We start from the raw sequence: 18,259 nt of genomic DNA on the forward strand, positions 1-18,259 counted from the left end.
CCCCTCTATTGTTGAAAAAGATATTCGAACAATTACCAAAATCATTGATTAAAACAATGTGTTTCCAAATCTTTAAAACGGGATGGAATAGTGTGTTCCTAAAAACCGGGATGGATGCGGCTGGGATTGCATTTGTAAGTGCTCCATTATACAAAGAAGGAAGCATTTCTGCGGTACTTTCTAAATCCTAGATAAACAGCAGTGGGATGACGGTATATTTAGACGGACAAATTTATATCACCATAATTATGAATATTCGTAAAATTGGTTATTGATATAGGGAGGAATGAGGATTGGGGGCAGGGTCAATAGGTTTCCATTTAATGGTCAAAGAGGTCAGCAAGCGATTTAATAATGTCCAAGTATTGAATCATTTAAATTTGGAAATCGAACCTGGGGAATTTGTTGCGATTATTGGGCGCAGCGGCTGCGGCAAAAGCACTCTGTTGCGTCTTCTTGCTGGACTTGATGTTCCGACAGAAGGGGAAGTGCTTCTTGACAATAAAAGAGTCAAAGGAGTTCATCCCGATACGCGAATTCTTTTTCAAGATGCTAGATTGCTTCCTTGGAAAAGAGTGATAGCGAATGTACAAATCGGTGCAAGAAACGGAGACAAGGACAGAGCAGAGGAAGCACTACAGCTCGTGGGGTTGGAACATAAAGCGAAAGAATGGCCCGGCATATTATCCGGCGGACAGCGCCAGCGTGTCGCTCTTGCGAGGGCGTTGGCGGGTAATCCGCGCCTCCTGTTATTGGATGAACCACTTAGCGCATTAGATGCTCTGACACGTATCGAAATGCAAGAATTGATTGAACGAATTTGGCAGGAACAACGATTTTCTGCCGTTTTGGTCACACACGACGTCAGCGAGGCCGTCGCTTTGGCAGATCGTATCGTCTTGATCGAAAATGGGGCTATCTCTCTTGATATACCGGTAGATTTACCCCGTCCGAGAGAAAGAAATACTGGCTTTGCCTATTATGAAAAGCTCATTCTGGATCGTCTTATGGGAAAAGTGACTAAAGAGACTTTAGAATCTGCGTTTATGTTCTCTTCCAAATAATAGTTTATAAATGTTGAATATTTTTTATTCTAATTCAATCCATTGAAAGAGGGATCTTTCGGATGATCTCAAAAACGTATAAAATGGCCGTTATGATTTTCGTTATGACGCTGGTATGGATTCTTGATGGCTGTAGTCACTCCGTTTCCCAAGAATCCGAAGTGAAAACTGTCAAACTGGATTATGCTTACTACAATCCGGTGAGTCTAGTTCTGAAAGAAAAGAAATGGTTGGAAGATGATTTACGGAAGGATGGAATCGGAGTTGAATGGATTTTTAGCGCCGGTAGTAATAAATCGCTGGAGCTTTTAAATAGCAGGAGCATTGACTTTGGATCAACATCTGGAGCTTCGGCTTTACTCGGAAGGGCAAATGGAAACCCAATCAAATCGATTTATGTTTTTTCAAAGCCAGAGTGGACAGCTTTAGTTGTTCGTGCCGATTCTCCTATAAAAAAAGTAAAAGATTTGAAAGGTAAAAAGATAGCTGTTACGCGAGGAACGGACCCTTACATATTTTTGCTGCGGGCATTGGGTACTGCTGGATTGAGCGAAAAAGATGTAGAAATCGTGCAACTGCAACACCCCGATGGTAAAACGGCCTTAGAAAAAGGGGATGTAGACGCATGGGCAGGACTCGATCCGTATATGGCGCAAACAGAGATAGAGAAACACTCAAAATTGTTTTTCCGCCACCCGGATTGGAATACGTACGGATTTCTTAATGTAAGGGAAGAGTTTGCAAAAGACCATCCCGAGATTGTGAAAAAAGTGCTTAAAGCTTATGAAAAGGCTAGAAAATGGGCATTAGAAAATCCGGACGAGTTTGAGAAATTAGTGGCAGCAGAAAGTAAACAAAACGATAAAGTCGCCGCAAAAGTGATCCACCGGACAGATTTGACCAATCCGGTCATTGGGGAGGTTCACAAACGGACCATTGAAGCGTCGGGAGAAGTGTTATTGAAAAGCGGTGCAATGGAAAAATCCGTCGATATTAAGAAAACGGCCGACAACTTAATTGATCCGGAGTATATCGAAAACATCAACAAGAAGTAAAGGAGGCAAGCGGTTGCGTCAATGGAAGAAACATTTCTTTATCACAGGTATGGGGCTGATCATTCCAATATTCATCATCATCTTGTGGCAAACCCTTTCTATTAACGGTTTGATTCCCCCTAATATTATGCCTTCTCCCTTGAAGATTGTTTCCACCATCGTAGATTTGTTTCGGGGAGGAGAGCTCATTGAACACGTCGGAATTACACTATATCGGGTAAGCGTGGGATTTTTGCTTGGAACGGCTGTTGCTTTATTGTTTGGGGTATTGAACGGATATTTTCGTACGTTTCGGTATTTGTTGGATCCGCTTATCCAAGCCTTGCGAAATATCCCTTCCTTGGCTTGGGTACCGTTATTTCTTTTATGGATGGGCATAAGCGAGACTTCCAAAATATCCTTGATTGCTTTAGGTGTTTTTTTCCCGGTTTATCTTAATTTAGTGTCTGGTATTCAAGGAGTGGACCGACGTTTACTGGAAGTAGGATTAGTGCACGGTTATCATGGCTGGAGATTGATTCGTCATTTTTTTCTGCCTGCTGCTCTACCTTCGTTCATTGTAGGACTGAGAAGTGGACTTGGATTAGGATGGATGTTTGTTGTAGCGGCGGAGATCATGGGGGCAAGTAAGGGATTAGGCTTTCTTATGATGGATGGTCAAACGACAGGGCGACCAGCTATTATCGTGGCCAGCATTTTATTGTTTGCTTTGTTTGGAAAATGCACCGATTATTTCTTGGAGCTGGTAGGACGTCGAATTCTTGCTTGGCAAGACAGCTACCAATCCTTGGAAAGGGGAAACGTTTAATGAATAAGAATAGCATGATAAACAAGACACGTGGCAAAAAATATTTGGACAGTTTGAAAGATGGAAGAAACGTGTGGCTGAATGGGAGCATCGTGGAGGATGTCACTACGCACCCCGCCTTTACGGGAACGCTGTCTACCATCGAGCGGTTGTTCAATATGCTCGATCATCCGGAAGAGAAGCAATTGGTCGGCTTTCAACCGCCTGGTTCAGACACATATGTCCATAGTTCATTTCTTGTACCTCGAAATCAAGACGATTTGCGGAAGAGAAGCATCGCTTTTAAATATTGGGCGGATGAAACGCATGGAGTGATGAGCCGTCTTTCGGAATACGCCCGCTCACTCGTAACCGGGTGGTATGCTGCCAGAGAGCAGCTGGTCCAGTTGGATCCGCAGTTTGCATATAAGATTGCGGATTATTACGAGAAGGCACGCGACAATGATTTGTTTGTAGCCAATGCATTGCTCGATCCACAGGTCGACCGTTCCAAAGGATTGGAAGATTTCGATGCGGTCGACCGCATTCTGCATATCGTTAAAGAAACGGAGGATGGTTTAATCTTAAGGGGTGCCAAGATGATAGCCACCGCCGCTCCTTATTCACACGATTTTCTTATATTCCCTTTTCATAAAATCAAAGAGGAATATGCGAAACATGCACATGCCTTGATCGTTCCCGCCAATTCGCCGGGACTGCATATCGTATGCCGGGAACCGTTCACTTCTGATCGTGAACAAGATCATCTTTTGAGCGCTTCTTTCGACGAAATGGATGCTGTATTATTTTTTGACGACGTTCTAGTTCCTTGGGAAAGAGTGCTCATTCACGGGAATGCGGAAGCAGTATGGAAGTTTCGGATGAATCGGACCGCTAATTCTCTCGCTTTTCATCAAACGGTCGTGAGGCTGTTAAGCAAACTTGAGTTTGTGACCGGTGTCGCCATCGCCATTGCAGAAGCGATTGGGGTTTCCGGATATTTGCATATTCAAGAAAAATTGGGGGAACTCATTACCCAAGTCGAAACGATTCATTCGCTGTTGGTTGCCTCGGAGGCGCAAGCTAAAAGGGACGAGACCGGCACGTTTATTCCTGCTCTTAAACCAATTGATACAGCGCGCATTCTAGGATCTCAATATTATCCGCGTGCGATCGAAATTTTACAGCAAATCGGTGCGGGGGGCTTCGTTCAAGTTCCGTCTACATTGGAAGAAATAAACGGGCCCATTTCAGAATTAATGCATAAATATTTTGCCGGAGCAACCGTGGGAGCCGAAGAAAAAGTCAAACTGTTTAAGCTGGCTTGGGACTTGTTTGGGAGCCAATTGGGTTCCAGACACGAATTATACGAAAGATATTATGCAGGAGATCCTGTAAGAGCCTTGGCCAATATATATACGAATGCGGAAAAACAGCAATATACAAAGCCGGTTTGGGAGTTTTTGCAAAGTAAGTCTCACGTCAAAAATGGATCACGATCATGAGAACGGGCTGATGCACTAAAAGCTCTCTGAAGGAAGTCTCGCTTTATCCCGCATAAAGGAGAGTAAGCTCCCCCCGCAGGATGGGAAGAATCAAGAAAAGTCTGAGAGGAGCCACTCTCCCTAAATGCCCGATTAGTTCAACTAGCCTTCAGGAGGATAAGAAACCTCCTGAAGGAAGTTTCACTTTATCCCGCACATAAGGGAGAGTAAGCTTTTGAGATTTGGAAAAATCGAAGCAGGGCGATTTTCCTTTTTTATGAACATAAGTACTGTAGTTGTTAAAAAAGAAAAGCCCCCTAGTAAGGGCAATTTCGTGAAATGAACATTCATTACAGACCAGCATTTTCTGATATGTGATGTCATTTCCAATAATGAAAGCTTTTTTCTAATTGATTTTTGCATCACCAATGTCTAATGGCTATTATATAGCAAAAAAATGTAAATTCCTCTTATGCTTTTGTATCGATTTTATTTATTAAAGTTTCATCCTTGTCGACAAGGCCTAATTGAAATGCCTTGGATATAATATCTTTTACTTTTAATGTAAATTCAGGGTCTTTACTATAATTCATTTGTATTTGAAGCGCATCTTTATGAAATTTAGACATTTCCCCGGCGTTTTCCTTGTTTACAACTTTATTTTCATTCAAAAGTTCGTTAAATTGCTCAAAAGAAATATCTTTCGATTTTCCACCAACAAATTCAGTTCCATCCTTTATGCTTTTTTGAAACTCAGCAAATAATGTCAATCGAGTATAGGCAGAAAAATTTGGATCATTTGGTTTGATTTGCATTTTTTTTACCCCCTATTTATTAACTGTAATGAATGGATTGTCATAAATTGTATGATTGGGTGGATAAGGATATATTCTGACGTACCCATGAAACCGCAGAAAGTGGGATACCTATCTATTTTATTTTCCCTATAAGGATATTGGTTGAATCCGATACATAACCATCTGATAACGCCTGAAATGTACTAGATGCGATATTATTACCGTTGTTATTTACTCTTAATCTATTGGCTTGTATGGTTCCTTCAACATAGACTGCACAATATATCCATTTTCGCCACTCATCGGTGCACTCGCAGACTGTTGATTAAAACCAATTATTTCAAGTTCCTTTTCTCCGTCTGATGTTATCCCAATAAATGGAATGTATGTTAGCGTCTTTTTATAATTTTCCCAAGCATCAACCATAATTATTTTATACGAAAAATTTAAAAAATTGAACCTTTTGTACTATACAAATGAAAAAATTCTATATTTATGTCTTATTAATCCTATGAAAAGTTAATCTCGAATAATTCCAATAAAAGCTCTGGAAGGGTTTGATCGCATCCATATGTTTAATAGAGTTGTAGTTTGCAAAGTTTTGGATAACAGTTTTTGATTCTAACACCATACTGGCAGGCAAATGTCTTTTATATTCATTTCATCCGGATATGAATAGAACTACGTTGTTAGTCCGTTCTACCCAGTATCCGCTTTCCTTAATACCATAACTTTTTTGACCATAGTTTTATTTACGGATCCATAAAAATTGGGCTCAATTTGTCAATCCACTAACACAACCAATCTATTTTCAAGTTCCTCTTTCATCAGAAATTTTTTTATCATTTATACAATCTTTCCCTTTTCTGAAAACAACAACAGGTTAAAAAATAACACGATGAATGCGTCTGGGTGGGGGTTCCTAAGGGCTTAAGGCAAGTAAAAAGCAGACAGTCACAACGACACAAACATCAAACAATTCATAAACATAAACTAAATAAATCAAAAAGAATTCTACTGCTTCAGATTTAAATGTCTTTACTCAGCTGGTGAAATGGGACAATTCAAACGGTTTTTTTGCTGAAGAGGAGGTTGGAATCGAAAATTCCGGGTTTGTTGCGTATTTAAGAAACAAAATCACTATTTTGAAATTAGAAAAGCTCCTTTGTCCAAAACGTGATTCGGGACTGGAACGTTTTGTCGTTTTTGATGTTTTCTTTATGGACGAGCTTAAAGCCAAAATAATGACGAAACCATAAAACGGCTACTTTTAGTGAGAATTTATTTAGCTGTACTTGTAGAGAGACTACATCTGCAAAATGAAATGGTGGTTTGTAAGTTCGAATATCAATGTGTGTTGTCGTGATGAGTATTTTTTTGAAAAGCGAGAGTAAATGTAAGTGGTTACATTTATTGTTGGCGATGGGTGTTACGGAAGAGCGTATCGGAGTGATTTAGGATCTGGATTATTTAGAAGTGAGGCATTGCTTTAGATGGTGAGAATGAAAACTGAATGAGGGGAAGAGAATGGATCATGGTACGAGTAGGAGATTGGGTGAAGGTGCGTTTATCTGATTATGATGTGATCGGTTATGTAGTGTGGATTTTTGATTATTCAGTGGAAATTCAAAAAACGATTTGTGTCCGAAATGGTGAAATAGAGCCAATCGAAAAGCGACTGGGAACCTATTCGCTATATGAAATAAACCTTATTCCGGATATGATTCACCCTGAAGATTTAAAAGAATTGATTGATATGGCATTAGATCAACATGACCGGCAATGGTTCGAGGAACTAATGAAGAAGAAAAACAGGACTCTAACAAAACTGTACAAGCAGACGAGACAATGAATAGGATGAAAGAAATGACTCCTTTCTTAAAAGTTAATTTTTAAAAAAAGCGAAATTGCTTAAAAGCGCCCTTATTCTTCCATTGAGTAAGGGCTTTTTGTCCATTGTGAGGCGCGTCTACATTTAATGTAATGTATGGATAAATAGATTCTCCTAATGATCTTTGTACAAGGCAAAGAGTTTATATAGAAAAGGAATTATAGCAAAGATTGTCGAACTGATAGGGAAAGGCGGCAGTTGCTGAAAGACAAAAAAACGCATGGGGAGAGTTAGTGAATAAGAAATCCTTAATCGTCTCTAGATGTTAAGGATAATAAATTAGTTGAAGGGGGAGAGCGGTGTAATGATTGAACTTGAATATTTTGAACGTCCAGATTTTAATCAGCTGATTCGTTGGATTGATTCACCGGAATTTTTACTTCAGTGGGGAGGACCTCAATTTGATTACCCGCTGAACGAAAGTCAATTAGAAAAGTACATTGAGAATGCAAATCGTGATACCTCTGATACTTTGGTTTATAAAGTGATACATAAAGAAACAGGGAATGTGATCGGCCATATTTCTCTGGGGAAAATAGACAGGAAAAATAAATCAGCAAGAATAGGGAAAGTTTTAGTGGGAGAAAAAAATTTAAGAGGTCAAGGGATAGGTTCATTGATGGTAAAAGAACTATTGAAAATAGCATTTGAAGAACTAAAATTGCATAGAGTTAGTCTTGGCGTATTTGACTTTAATAAATCTGCGATCGCTTGTTATGAAAAGGTTGGTTTTAAAAAAGAAGGATTGCTCAGAGATTGCAGAAAAACAGGAAATGATTATTGGAGCTTATGGGAGATGAGCATTTTAGAACAGGAGTGGTTTGATCAAAAATGAATTCTTGATGCACACTGTGAAGGAAGAGCTGGACTTCCATCTGTGGTGCGGGATTAGCAGCAGAATTAGGTTGTAACTCAACTTTCGCAGTGAAAAATTTATGAATAATCCTTGATTTGATAGGTTTCTTTGGGTATCTCATATTCACTTGACACTGAAAAAATTCGTCTAAAAAACAAAAAGACACCTCTTTCTTTTGGTAAACTATTGGTGACCAAACCAAAAAAACCAAAGAAAGAAAGGTGTCACCATTATGATAACGAAAAAAGTGAATGGCTAGCCATTTTGAGTACAGATACCACGCTGTCTAATGAAGAAATCGTTCGAATCTATGGGATGCGTTGGGACATTGAAACCTTTTTTAAATTCAGTAAATCGTTTTTACATTTAGCCAAAGAGTTTCAAGGTCGTTCCTATGACATGATGATTAGCCATACTACCATTGTCTTCACTCGGTATATCTTGATTGCTTGGCAACTTCGGAAAGAAGAGGATCCGAAGACCATGGGCAACTTATTCTTGTTTCTATGTGACGAAGTAAAGGAGATGGACTTTAAAACGGCTTTACTACAATTGATTTCTCTTTTCCAAACTTTGGCTGAAGCTAAGGTTTATTTGAGTATGGACATTTTTCAGTGTCAACTGTCTAATTGGATTACTTCTTTACCTCGTTATATCAAGGACTGTCTCCATATTTCTGTGTGCGAAAGTTGAGGTTGTAACTAATTAATAGATGTTTACTTATAAAACAAACATTTTAATCATTAAAGTGGTCAAACCGGAAAAATATTAGAAAATTCTACAGAACAGGGAGAAATTTGCTTCCCCCTTAAATCCATACGGATAAAAAGCATGAATCGGGAATTCCGTTGGTGCTTCAATATTCGTTGTGTCCCGAATGATGAGGCTGCTGATATGGTTGATAGTATGGATAATGAGAGGAATGACGGATTTCGTTCTGGCTATGATGGGCCAATCTAGTTTGTTCCTTTTGATATTGCTCGCGATGACAGTTTTTGTATGGTCCTATAAAGGTATTGGGTTGAATAGGAGCGATCGTTTTTTTCCAATCATTTTCATTGAGGCAGTAGGTGTGGGCTATGATATTTGGTGGGGTAAATTTCAAAAGATCTGAACCTAAAATCACTTCAGGAGTCGGTGCGTTAAATATGGCTAGAAGATGTGTATGATCTTTCGTCGCTACTTCGTAATGCCACCATCCTTGTGGAACATTGGCCACTTGGCCTGGTTTTATGGGATAGTTATGGATTTGTTTGGTAAATGGATTGAATAAGGAAACGACGGCAGCTCCTGAAATACAATAAACCAGCTCTGCCGCATTTTGATGATAATGTGGCTCGATCACATTATTTTTGCTTAAGAAAATATCCAATAAAGAAATATTTTCTAATGTGTTTAACTGTTCGATCCCTAATACATTGATAAAGTTGTGTTTATCTTTTGTGAACGCATTGCTTTTGTTTACATCGAAAGTGAATTGAGTGTGAGGTGATGTGTAATCCATATACAAAACCATGGTTCATTCATCCTTTTATTTGAATATTGTGATTACAAACTAATTTATGTCAATGCGTATTAAGCAGTGCGTGTACCTATCATGATGGAAGAACTCAAAAAGTTTGCAACACAGCACTTGATGATACGAAACTCAGTAATCATTAAATGAAAAGGCACCGATATAAAATCGGTGCCCAAAAGTGGCTGTGTTGGCAGAGCTTTGAATTTTTACCAATCAAAGCCCGAGAAGAATGATATCAGTTTTGGTTTATTAATGTCGATGATAAAATAATGGTTTTATTTACAAATATTGTATTATATCCAAAAAATAAAAACGCCAAGATCTTTTCCGACATGCCAGAATCGTCTTGCCTTAGGGAAAATCTTGTATAGATATTGATGAAGTTGTCCTTATTTAAAATGCAAATTTTATCGTAAAGGATAGGCGGGTAAGATAGTTTCGATACCGCCACATGGGTGCGAAAAACGCGTTGGCAGTGCGGAAAGCTAGAGCATATGTCTAAGATCGTGGATCGTTTTTTTTTTTTTTTTCACTTATGAGATATTATGAAAATGCCCTACTACAAAAAGAAGGCAGTTTGCTGCATTAATAGCAGCATTTATTAGGGTAACCAGGGTCAACAACCACATTTCTTGTAACAGGCCTGTAAATATGTTTAGGTACATTGACGATGTTGTATCTATTGACATTTACGACTGGATGAATGTAGGGCACTTGGCGAGGGACAAAATGATCTCGGACACGATGTATTGGCGGACACACAATAGGTCTAGGACGATGATGCATCTATGAAACACCTTCTAATGTTTGTAGTATATTACATGCAAAAGCAAGTCCTTTTGAAACGACAGTTATCATGAGAAAAAGGTACAATTTTATAGAAGATATCCATTTCGCTAATATCTAGTTTGATGACGAAAGATTCGTAGAGAAAGGAATTTTGTATTTTTACGGTATTGTCGAAAAAGATGGTGATTTAGTGATTAGGTATTTATTAAGCAAGATCGATTTTCATCATCATTTTGATGAAAAACTGGCTGATTTCATGAAAAGAGATATAAAAGAAGAGAAAATAGTATTCATTCCAACATCACCTGATGAAAAGATAACCACTCAAAAATATGTTGAAGAAACTTTACGGTTTTTTGAAAAAGCCCAAATTCATTTTAAAAAATCAGTCACTTTATACAGTGATATGGATCCAGAAGCAATGTCAAAAGAAATAAAGGGTGCTTCAGTTCTATATTTAATGGGTGGAAATACCTTGCGGCAGTATAATTTTATCGTTCATCACAATCTTCAATCCGTTTTAAAAGAATTTAAAGGAGTCGTAATCGGAATCAGTGCTGGTGCCATAAATATGTGCAGAAAAGCAATCCTTACACCTATCCATGAAGTAGAAGAAGTGCACCTATATAATGGTCTCGATTTAGTAAGTTTCAGTGTCGAGGTCCATTTCGAACACAGCAATAAAATCTACGAACAAATGGTTTTAAATATTGCTGGAAAGATTGATAACGAATTATATTGCATTTCGGATTTCTCTGCCATTAGGTTGGACGATCATAATCATATGTCCATTATTGGAAGCGGAGTTTATAAAGTTTCGGGGAATGAGATATTAAAATTGTCATAACTAAAACACGGTATAAAATATATAGAAAGATGATTCGACGATAGAGATTCTTTGTCATAGTAGGTTCAACTGGCGAGCATTTAAATCCGTGTTTTCTATGATGATCAATGGCCGAATGGGAAGGAAGAGTTCGCTCATTCAAAAAGGAGATGATTGAAAACATCATCTCCTTTTACAGTGTTCTCTATGAAGGAAAGATCTATTTTATTTCATAATGGAGCATGAATATGCAATATCATGCAAATAAATGGAAGTTGGATATTAACTCGCTTTTTTCAAGACTTCCTTTTTTTCTTTTCTTCCGATTCGATAAAACCAAAAACCTAAAGCGGCAAAGAATATAGGTCCTACTATAAGCGGTGCATATTGTGATACGGTCGTGTCCGGAGCGGGAATCAAAGTTAATATGATGGTTCCTGTAACGGAAATCAATCCAATGCCTGCAACCACATAAGCTAATGCATTTTTCTTTATTTTGAACGGTCTGACTGTTGCCTGGTCCGTCTTGCGCAATTTGATATAAGCACAAATTAAAAAGAGATAAGGAATAAAGAAGGCAAGAGTGGCCATAAGGACCAGCATGTTCAAAGCTTTCGATATAGTCGGAACAAAACCGGAAAGCACTAATATAACGGATACGCCTGCAGCTTGCCAAAGAATCAGGTTGGCGGGCATATCTGTTTTATTCATTTTTGTTAGAAATGGGGGCAGAATCGCTTTTCCGCTGTTATAGAACATGACGCTCGGATTCAAAATTAAAAAAGACAATGCACCCATCGTTGAAATGGCAAAACAAATCCCAAGCATTTGCGATAATGAAAACGGTAAATGGAACTGTTTTGTCATTTGATCCGCAAATAAGAATAAAGCCGTCGCCGTTTGATCCGGTTTGATGTTAAACACAAATTGAAAAGCGATGGTCCCAAGAATATAGATTCCTCCAATGATGACTGAAGAAATCAAAATGGCTTTTGGAAATGTTTTTTGCGGATTTTTTACGTCGCCAGCGATGGTACCCAGCATTTCCATTCCTGCAAAGGCGAACATCAATGTTGACAAAAACATCACTGTATCTAATGAAAGATGATTAGGCGTCATCGTCCGTACTGAAAATTCTGTTGCTGAATGATGTCCGCTTAAAATACTGGCGAATCCAAAGCCGAAAATTAAGATGACTGGCACAATTAATCCAAGCGGGGTTCCGATGGCCGCCAATTTCTCGCTCATTCGGGTGCCACGCAATGTCAATAACGTAATAACCCAGAAAATAGTTAGGGATATCACTGTTGTTAATATTTTGTTATGGATCATTTGCTGTTGATTGATGGCATAAGCAATATTCACGATGATTCCAAGTAATAGGGATGGATAATAAGTGAAATTTGCCACCCAATAAAACCAACTGCATAAAAAGCTTGCTTTTTGGCCAAAAGCACGGTTTACCCACGCACTCACTCCACCTTGTTCGGGATAGGTTGTCGCCAACTCCGCCACGATTAAACTAATCGGAATAAAGAATAAGAACGCGGCTAAGACCCAAAATATGATAGCAGACGGTCCAACCGTAGCCGCAAAAGGAATATTTTTTAAACCTAATATGGTATTTGTACTGATGATCGTTAAACCCAATACACCGATCTTCTTTTTTTCTGTCATTGCTGTTTACCCTTTCTTAGTGATTCATGTAATAGATACGATTAATAATACATAGGGTAGAATAATTATGCAACTCATTTTATTAAAATAATATTTTTTCATCAATTATAATTATTTTGTTAATTTTGTTTTTTAGTAGGATGTTCTTTATTATAAAGCCCTCAATTTTCATAAACTCACCGGCAGTCTTGTGTTTATTTACACTCCGTTCAGAAAAAAGTTAAATAAAGATTTTCCCAACAGTGGACAAAATGATTAGAATCGTATCTTGATACAATTTCAACATTTACGAGGTCAATAGATTGCCCTTGATATGAATAGTCAACTATTGTGCTTTAAAAGCGTGATCCATCTGTCTTTCATTGATAAGCATGAAATGCTGTTGCGTAAAGTAAAAAGGGCCGAAAAATCACAAAAGCGTTCCGTCAAAACGGAACGCTTAAATCAGCTTTAACTGACATGACTAAGAAAAAAGCTGATGCAATGCTTATTTTCATTTCTACTGAATCTTTCATTCATGTGTATAGGATGTCAGAGGAGAGGGTGTGGCTATGAGATCGTTATGTGAAATTATTCACAAAAATGAACAGGTTTAGTTGTGTAGTTGAGTTGTTATAGGGGAATGCCGCCACTAAAGCGGATGAATGGACAAGAAAGCCATCATTCTGTTTATAGTGTGAAAGCTAAACTTAGTGATCTTAAAAACACGGTCGATTTTCTGATCCAACAAGGCAGGAATTCATTCTCCATCCAAATAAAACTTTTCAAATAGTTCGATTGGCTTGCGGTTAAAAGATTATAAGAGTGTCATCTCCCTATCAATCACTTCAATCCGTTTTTCTTTTAGAATTAATAATATAGTAACTGATCACTAAAGCTAAAATAGATAAAGTGTACAAAAATGTATTCATGGGATTTTCATGACATACAATGATCAAGCGTATCATGGCAGTAATGCCAATATATACAAAGTAGCGCAACGGGAAGTGATAATTCCCTTGGAAATTTTTATAATCATCGAAATGAATTCGAAATACAAGAAGAATATCAGGAAGCGTTCAAGAAGATGATAGTGGATTTCAACTCCTTGATTAAAGACGACAAAACGAATAGAATAAACGATCTCCTTACCAAGCAAAAAACATAAAACAACGGCAAGTAAAATCAATGCTATATTTAGGATAGCTTGAAAAATTGCCGGGATCGTCGAATTGGAATATTTTTTTGGATTTAATTGTCTCATTTATACACCTCCAACATAACATTTTTGCTGTTGCCTAAATCATTATGATATGTAATCCATCTTTGTGGACCTGCTTCACTTTTTCATCCTGGATAGTCAAAGTTGAAAGATTTGATTACACTGTTGCAACTCGTGATTTGTACTCCGCATTTTTTGGAATGGATAGCGTTCTTTTCCCCTTTTTTCGATTGCAAGGTAAAAAACTTAACATACATATCCCTCCTTTTTTAATGTAAGAATGATATAAGGAGAATCCTGTTTTATCTATCTAATATGAAGAGTGTTTTCTCCTTAATAAATGACGATCGAAATAAAAAGGATTGCTGCTGACTGGGTATGTTTCAATTATCTTAGTTTTTTCCATATTATTTAAAACACTTAATTCATTTTGGAGTATAGCTCAATGTGTAGAATTGCTTCTAGCGGGAGCATTTATCCGTCTAAAAGCAGATGAATATAGACCGAATTTCGATTGGGAGACAGAACAAAAATTATGGAGTGACTTTAAGAAATATTTTATTGTTTCCCTCTATTTTTGCCAGCAATAGTTGGAACTTTTTTTTCTCTAATATCCATCCCGATCCTGACGATATTCATTTGGTATCTGCTAAACAAGCAAGAAGGTGGTTTTTTTGAATGAAATGCAATTAGATAACGGGGTTTATTATTTATGTCCTTCTAGATGTTAATTGTTTATTTGGTTACAAGAGAGAAAGAATCAATAAAAGGGAGCATTGATTTTTATGAATATATGCTGATTCTTCAATGGAATTCTTTGGATATTATCCCCGCGACAATACGGATTGCGGTTATTTTTTCAGACCCTGATGCTCGAGAAGGATCAGTTCTCCTAATAGGAATGCAATAAATTGGAAAATGATGAACTGATGATTGAACCGCTTTGTACGGTTCGGTTTCCAATGGACGGGGTTGATGGTAAAATATTTTTGGAAAATAAGCGATTTTTTTCTTTGCACCTGTTAGAAGAAAAACTCTGTCAACCCCAATAAAGGCTGGATTAAAACGGATTCATAATTTACAAAGATGTTGATGGCGCAGCTATAAAGATATGAAATAGAAGAAATATTATATTGATGGAATTGCTGCTTCAAAAAACATATCGGACGGACCAAGAAGGCGTTGGTTTCAATATGCGGCAAGCAGCTTGGTTCCTTTGCGGCATATCGGTGTAGCTTTGACAGCGACACGCCAATTTATGAAAGCGGGTACAAAACGTGGGCGAAAAAAGAACATCTCGTTGGAAGAATACAAGAAACACTCTAAATACGGCTTTAATCGAATCAGATTGCGAAAGGGTTGTTCTTTGTTATCCTCGAAAAGCTACCAATTGCTCGAAAGCTTAATAAATTGGTATCGAAAAACCTGCTGTCGGAAAAGAGATCATTTTTCATGTGCAAAATAAACCAGTATAGCGCAATTAAGGAACTACAAGAATGTCGGTTCAATGGTAACAGCACACCAAAACTCAGCCTATGAATAAAGCTGGTTTAAAGCCTTGGTTTTTGTGTTTCCCGGTGCCTTGCTTATCGCTTCTTAGCGGCAACACAGTATGTCACCATTGAAATTTACCAGCTTTTAAATAGGTTATAACTAATCATATAATTGTAAATAAATATTTTAATCTTTTGATAATAGTGATACACTATAATTGGTTATATTTGATCCAGAAAAGATGTGTGACACGGCTGCTTTATGGCTTGTTGTGAGCGCATACATCTTTTCTGTAAATCTTAGGGTATAAGGACGGGACTTTAAATATGAGTAACAGACATACTACAACAGACGTTATCTTAATTGGTGCAGGCATCATGAGTGCGACGTTGGGAACGCTGCTGAAAGAATTAGCACCGGATTGGGAAGTTACAGTTTTTGAGAAGCTCGACAAGGCAGGTGAGGAAAGCTCTAACGAATGGAATAATGCGGGAACAGGACATTCTGCATTGTGCGAGTTGAACTACACTGTCGAAAAACCGGATGGATCCATAGATATCAGCAAGGCTATCAGAATTAATGAGCAGTTTCAGGTTTCAAAACAATTTTGGTCTTATCTTGTAAAAAACAATCTAATTCGTAATCCTCAGGACTTCATCCGGCCATTGCCACATATCAGTTTCGTACAAGGGGAACAAAACGTACAGTTTTTGAAAAAACGTTTTGAAGCATTGTCCGGCAATCCTCTGTTTCAAGGGATGGAATTTTCCGATGATCCGGGAAAACTGAAGGAATGGATTCCACTTATGATGAAAGACCGGACAATCAATAAACCGATAGCGGCAACAAGAATCGAATCCGGAACAGACGTCAACTTTGGCGCATTAACGCGTATGTTGTTTGACCACTTAAAGAATCAAGGCGTCGATATCCACTACAAACATAAAGTCCAAGATATTAAACGTACCAGCGACGGATTATGGGAATTGAAAGTAAAAAATCTCGATAGCGGTACTGTCGAACTCCATACTGCAAAATTCCTCTTTATCGGCGCCGGCGGCGGAAGTCTGCCTTTACTGCAAAAAACCGGCATTCCTGAAAGTAAGCATATTGGAGGATTTCCGGTAAGCGGATTATTCCTGGTATGTAACAATCCGGAGGTTGTAGCGCAGCATCATGCAAAAGTATACGGCAAAGCTGCAATTGGTGCTCCTCCAATGTCTGTTCCGCATCTTGATACACGATATATCGACAACAAAAAATCATTGCTCTTTGGACCGTTTGCCGGCTTTTCGCCAAAATTCTTAAAAACCGGTTCAAATCTGGATTTATTTGCTTCCGTAAAACCGCATAATCTCGTAACGATGTTGGCGTCAGGCATCAAAAATATGTCATTGGTAAAATACCTGATCCAACAACTTATGTTATCGAAAGAAAAGCGTATTCAAGAGTTGCGAGAGTTTGTCCCGAACGCCAAAAGCGAAGATTGGGATATTGTAGTAGCGGGTCAACGTGTACAAGTGATCAAAGATACGGAGACCGGCGGCAAAGGAACGCTTCAATTTGGTACAGAAGTTGTTAGCGCCGCTGATGGTTCGGTCGCTGCATTGCTCGGTGCTTCTCCGGGTGCTTCTACTGCCGTTCACGTTATGCTTGATGTGATCAAAAGATGCTTCCCGCAACATCTAAATGCGTGGGAACCGAAAATAAAAGAAATGATTCCTTCTTACGGCGTGTCACTATTGCAAAACCCAGAACTTATTCATGAAATTCATGCATATACAGCGCGGACGCTTGCATTAGAGGAAAAAAAACAAGCAAATCCGGCATAACCGAAAAACCCGTATGTGAAAGGAAGCATCCATTTTAGCAAATGGAGGCTTCCTTTCGTTTTTTCAAGTACCTTGATTGGTTTAGTCGACAGAAGTCAATTGATGACAGAAGAAGGGGTTAATAGGTAACTTAACGATGTAACTAGTGGGCAAGAAAAGGATTTTGCAATCAGTATTGATCGCAGCTTGAAAAAAATAATACAACAAAAGAAAGGTATAATGAAAAATCGGCTTGATTCTAACTGCTTGAATATTCCGTATAATGCTGTCTAAGGGGGTATATTTAAATGGAAATAGTTTATAAATACAATGAACCGGTAAAAGCGGAAGACGTTATACAAGTATTTAGGAATAGTGGCATCACTCGCCCGATTGGCCAAAAAGAGCGGATTCAGAAGATGTTGGATCACGCCAATCTTATTCTGACGGCTTGGGACCATAATAGATTGGTTGGAATAGCCCGCGCATTAACGGATTTCAGTTATTGTTGCTACCTCTCTGATTTGGCTGTCGATAAAGATTATCAAAAAAGAGGGATTGGCAAGGAACTCATAGAGAGGATAAGGAAAATTATCGGTGAAGAGGTCGCCCTCATCCTGTTATCGGCACCAAGTGCAATGGATTATTATCCAAAAGTTGGTTTTGATAAGGTTGATAATGGTTTTATTATTCGCCGTAAGCGTTGATGGCTGTGATTTTGTTTGTAAAAATCCACAAGATCATTTAATACGGCTTTATCAAAAATAAAAGCTGATTTATTCAGCCCGACAGCCCGAAGCTGCACCTTGAAAAGCTTTATGTCATCCAGTCAACTACAAAAAAGAGGGCGCTCGATAGTGCACCCAACGGATTGACATTAGAGCCTTTCATTCATTCAATATTATGATCTGGATTAAAAGTAATCTAAGTTTATAAGTGTTGATTTTTTAATGAACAAAAAGAATTGACCTAAATTACGGTCAGTTCTTTTTTCATAATAGATTTAAT

Annotated in this window: 13 protein-coding genes and 1 pseudogene; 10 read left to right on the forward strand and 4 right to left on the reverse strand. The window is 38.2% G+C overall.

The window, feature by feature from the left end:
* Positions 1–323 precede the first annotated feature (323 nt).
* The 4 genes from NST81_RS05615 to NST81_RS05630 all read left to right on the forward strand — a co-directional run bounded on the left by NST81_RS05615 (position 324) and on the right by NST81_RS05630 (position 4,411).
* The gene (locus NST81_RS05615) at positions 324–1,064 is read left to right on the forward strand and encodes an ABC transporter ATP-binding protein (RefSeq protein ID WP_445662369.1); all 741 of its coding nucleotides are present in this window, start codon (positions 324–326) and stop codon (positions 1,062–1,064) included.
* Positions 1,065–1,126: 62 nt separating this feature from the next.
* Positions 1,127–2,119 (forward strand): aliphatic sulfonate ABC transporter substrate-binding protein, encoded by a 993-nt coding sequence (locus NST81_RS05620; RefSeq protein WP_048622922.1) that lies wholly within the window; start codon positions 1,127–1,129, stop codon positions 2,117–2,119.
* Positions 2,120–2,132: 13 nt separating this feature from the next.
* Positions 2,133–2,927, forward strand: coding sequence for an ABC transporter permease (locus NST81_RS05625; RefSeq protein ID WP_341028808.1), 795 nt, complete (start codon positions 2,133–2,135; stop codon positions 2,925–2,927).
* Positions 2,927–4,411, forward strand: a complete 1,485-nt coding sequence (locus tag NST81_RS05630) for a 4-hydroxyphenylacetate 3-hydroxylase family protein (protein WP_341028811.1) — start codon at positions 2,927–2,929, stop codon at positions 4,409–4,411. The genes NST81_RS05625 and NST81_RS05630 overlap by 1 nt, the downstream gene beginning before the upstream one ends.
* 449 nt (positions 4,412–4,860) lie before the next feature.
* Here NST81_RS05630 and NST81_RS05635 read toward each other — a convergent pair whose 3' ends face one another.
* Complete coding sequence (locus tag NST81_RS05635; RefSeq protein WP_341028814.1) at positions 4,861–5,205, reverse strand: hypothetical protein; 345 nt, start codon at positions 5,203–5,205, stop codon at positions 4,861–4,863.
* 1,516 nt (positions 5,206–6,721) lie between these two features.
* Here NST81_RS05635 and NST81_RS05640 point away from each other — a divergent pair.
* From NST81_RS05640 to NST81_RS05650, 3 genes are all read left to right on the forward strand, one after another.
* The gene (locus tag NST81_RS05640) at positions 6,722–7,039 is read left to right on the forward strand and encodes an IDEAL domain-containing protein (protein ID WP_341028817.1); all 318 of its coding nucleotides are present in this window, start codon (positions 6,722–6,724) and stop codon (positions 7,037–7,039) included.
* Positions 7,040–7,382: 343 nt separating this feature from the next.
* Positions 7,383–7,913 carry a GNAT family N-acetyltransferase gene (locus NST81_RS05645; protein ID WP_048622927.1) on the forward strand — a complete coding sequence of 177 codons (531 nt, stop codon included), beginning with the start codon at positions 7,383–7,385 and terminating at the stop codon, positions 7,911–7,913.
* 129 nt (positions 7,914–8,042) lie between these two features.
* Positions 8,043–8,627 carry a transposase gene (locus NST81_RS05650; protein WP_061778487.1) on the forward strand — a complete coding sequence of 195 codons (585 nt, stop codon included), beginning with the start codon at positions 8,043–8,045 and terminating at the stop codon, positions 8,625–8,627.
* Between the two features lie 163 nt (positions 8,628–8,790).
* Here the strand turns inward: NST81_RS05650 and NST81_RS05655 are convergent, their stop codons facing one another.
* Positions 8,791–9,450 carry a cupin domain-containing protein gene (locus NST81_RS05655; protein ID WP_048622928.1) on the reverse strand — a complete coding sequence of 220 codons (660 nt, stop codon included), beginning with the start codon at positions 9,448–9,450 and terminating at the stop codon, positions 8,791–8,793.
* A 943-nt stretch (positions 9,451–10,393) separates the two neighbouring features.
* On the opposite strand from NST81_RS05655, the gene NST81_RS05660 reads away from it, so the two are divergent.
* Positions 10,394–11,089: a Type 1 glutamine amidotransferase-like domain-containing protein gene (locus NST81_RS05660; RefSeq protein ID WP_341028821.1), complete on the forward strand. Its 696-nt coding sequence runs from the start codon at positions 10,394–10,396 to the stop codon at positions 11,087–11,089.
* Positions 11,090–11,350: 261 nt separating this feature from the next.
* Here NST81_RS05660 and NST81_RS05665 read toward each other — a convergent pair whose 3' ends face one another.
* Together NST81_RS05665 and psiE are read right to left on the reverse strand one after the other, a co-directional pair.
* Positions 11,351–12,745 carry an APC family permease gene (locus tag NST81_RS05665; protein WP_048622930.1) on the reverse strand — a complete coding sequence of 465 codons (1,395 nt, stop codon included), beginning with the start codon at positions 12,743–12,745 and terminating at the stop codon, positions 11,351–11,353.
* An 827-nt stretch (positions 12,746–13,572) separates the two neighbouring features.
* Positions 13,573–13,988 (reverse strand): annotated as a pseudogene (psiE, locus tag NST81_RS05670) (phosphate-starvation-inducible protein PsiE).
* Between the two features lie 1,778 nt (positions 13,989–15,766).
* Here psiE and NST81_RS05680 point away from each other — a divergent pair.
* A complete protein-coding gene (locus tag NST81_RS05680; protein ID WP_341028823.1) occupies positions 15,767–17,272 on the forward strand; it encodes a malate:quinone oxidoreductase in 1,506 nt (501 codons plus the stop codon).
* Between the two features lie 287 nt (positions 17,273–17,559).
* On the forward strand, positions 17,560–17,958 hold the full coding sequence (locus tag NST81_RS05685; RefSeq protein WP_003354187.1) for a GNAT family N-acetyltransferase: 399 nt from the start codon (positions 17,560–17,562) through the stop codon (positions 17,956–17,958).
* The last annotated feature ends 301 nt before the right edge of the window (positions 17,959–18,259 follow it).

It is taken from the genome of Bacillus sp. FSL W8-0223 (assembly GCF_038006805.1).
In the GTDB taxonomy this organism is placed as follows: Bacteria; Bacillota; Bacilli; order Bacillales; family DSM-4216; genus Bacillus_O; species Bacillus_O smithii.

Excerpts from the sequence above, each read along its gene's own strand:
- NST81_RS05615 (WP_445662369.1), top strand. The coding sequence starts at position 324 with ATGGTCAAAGAGGTCAGCAAGCGATTTAATAATGTCCAAGTATTGAAT.
- NST81_RS05620 (WP_048622922.1), top strand. The coding sequence starts at position 1,127 with ATGATCTCAAAAACGTATAAAATGGCCGTTATGATTTTCGTTATGACG.
- NST81_RS05630 (WP_341028811.1), top strand. The coding sequence starts at position 2,927 with ATGAATAAGAATAGCATGATAAACAAGACACGTGGCAAAAAATATTTG.
- NST81_RS05635 (WP_341028814.1), bottom strand. The coding sequence starts at position 5,205 with ATGCAAATCAAACCAAATGATCCAAATTTTTCTGCCTATACTCGATTG.
- NST81_RS05640 (WP_341028817.1), top strand. The coding sequence starts at position 6,722 with ATGGTACGAGTAGGAGATTGGGTGAAGGTGCGTTTATCTGATTATGAT.
- NST81_RS05645 (WP_048622927.1), top strand. The coding sequence starts at position 7,383 with ATGATTGAACTTGAATATTTTGAACGTCCAGATTTTAATCAGCTGATT.
- NST81_RS05655 (WP_048622928.1), bottom strand. The coding sequence starts at position 9,450 with ATGGTTTTGTATATGGATTACACATCACCTCACACTCAATTCACTTTC.
- NST81_RS05665 (WP_048622930.1), bottom strand. The coding sequence starts at position 12,745 with ATGACAGAAAAAAAGAAGATCGGTGTATTGGGTTTAACGATCATCAGT.
- NST81_RS05680 (WP_341028823.1), top strand. The coding sequence starts at position 15,767 with ATGAGTAACAGACATACTACAACAGACGTTATCTTAATTGGTGCAGGC.
- NST81_RS05685 (WP_003354187.1), top strand. The coding sequence starts at position 17,560 with ATGGAAATAGTTTATAAATACAATGAACCGGTAAAAGCGGAAGACGTT.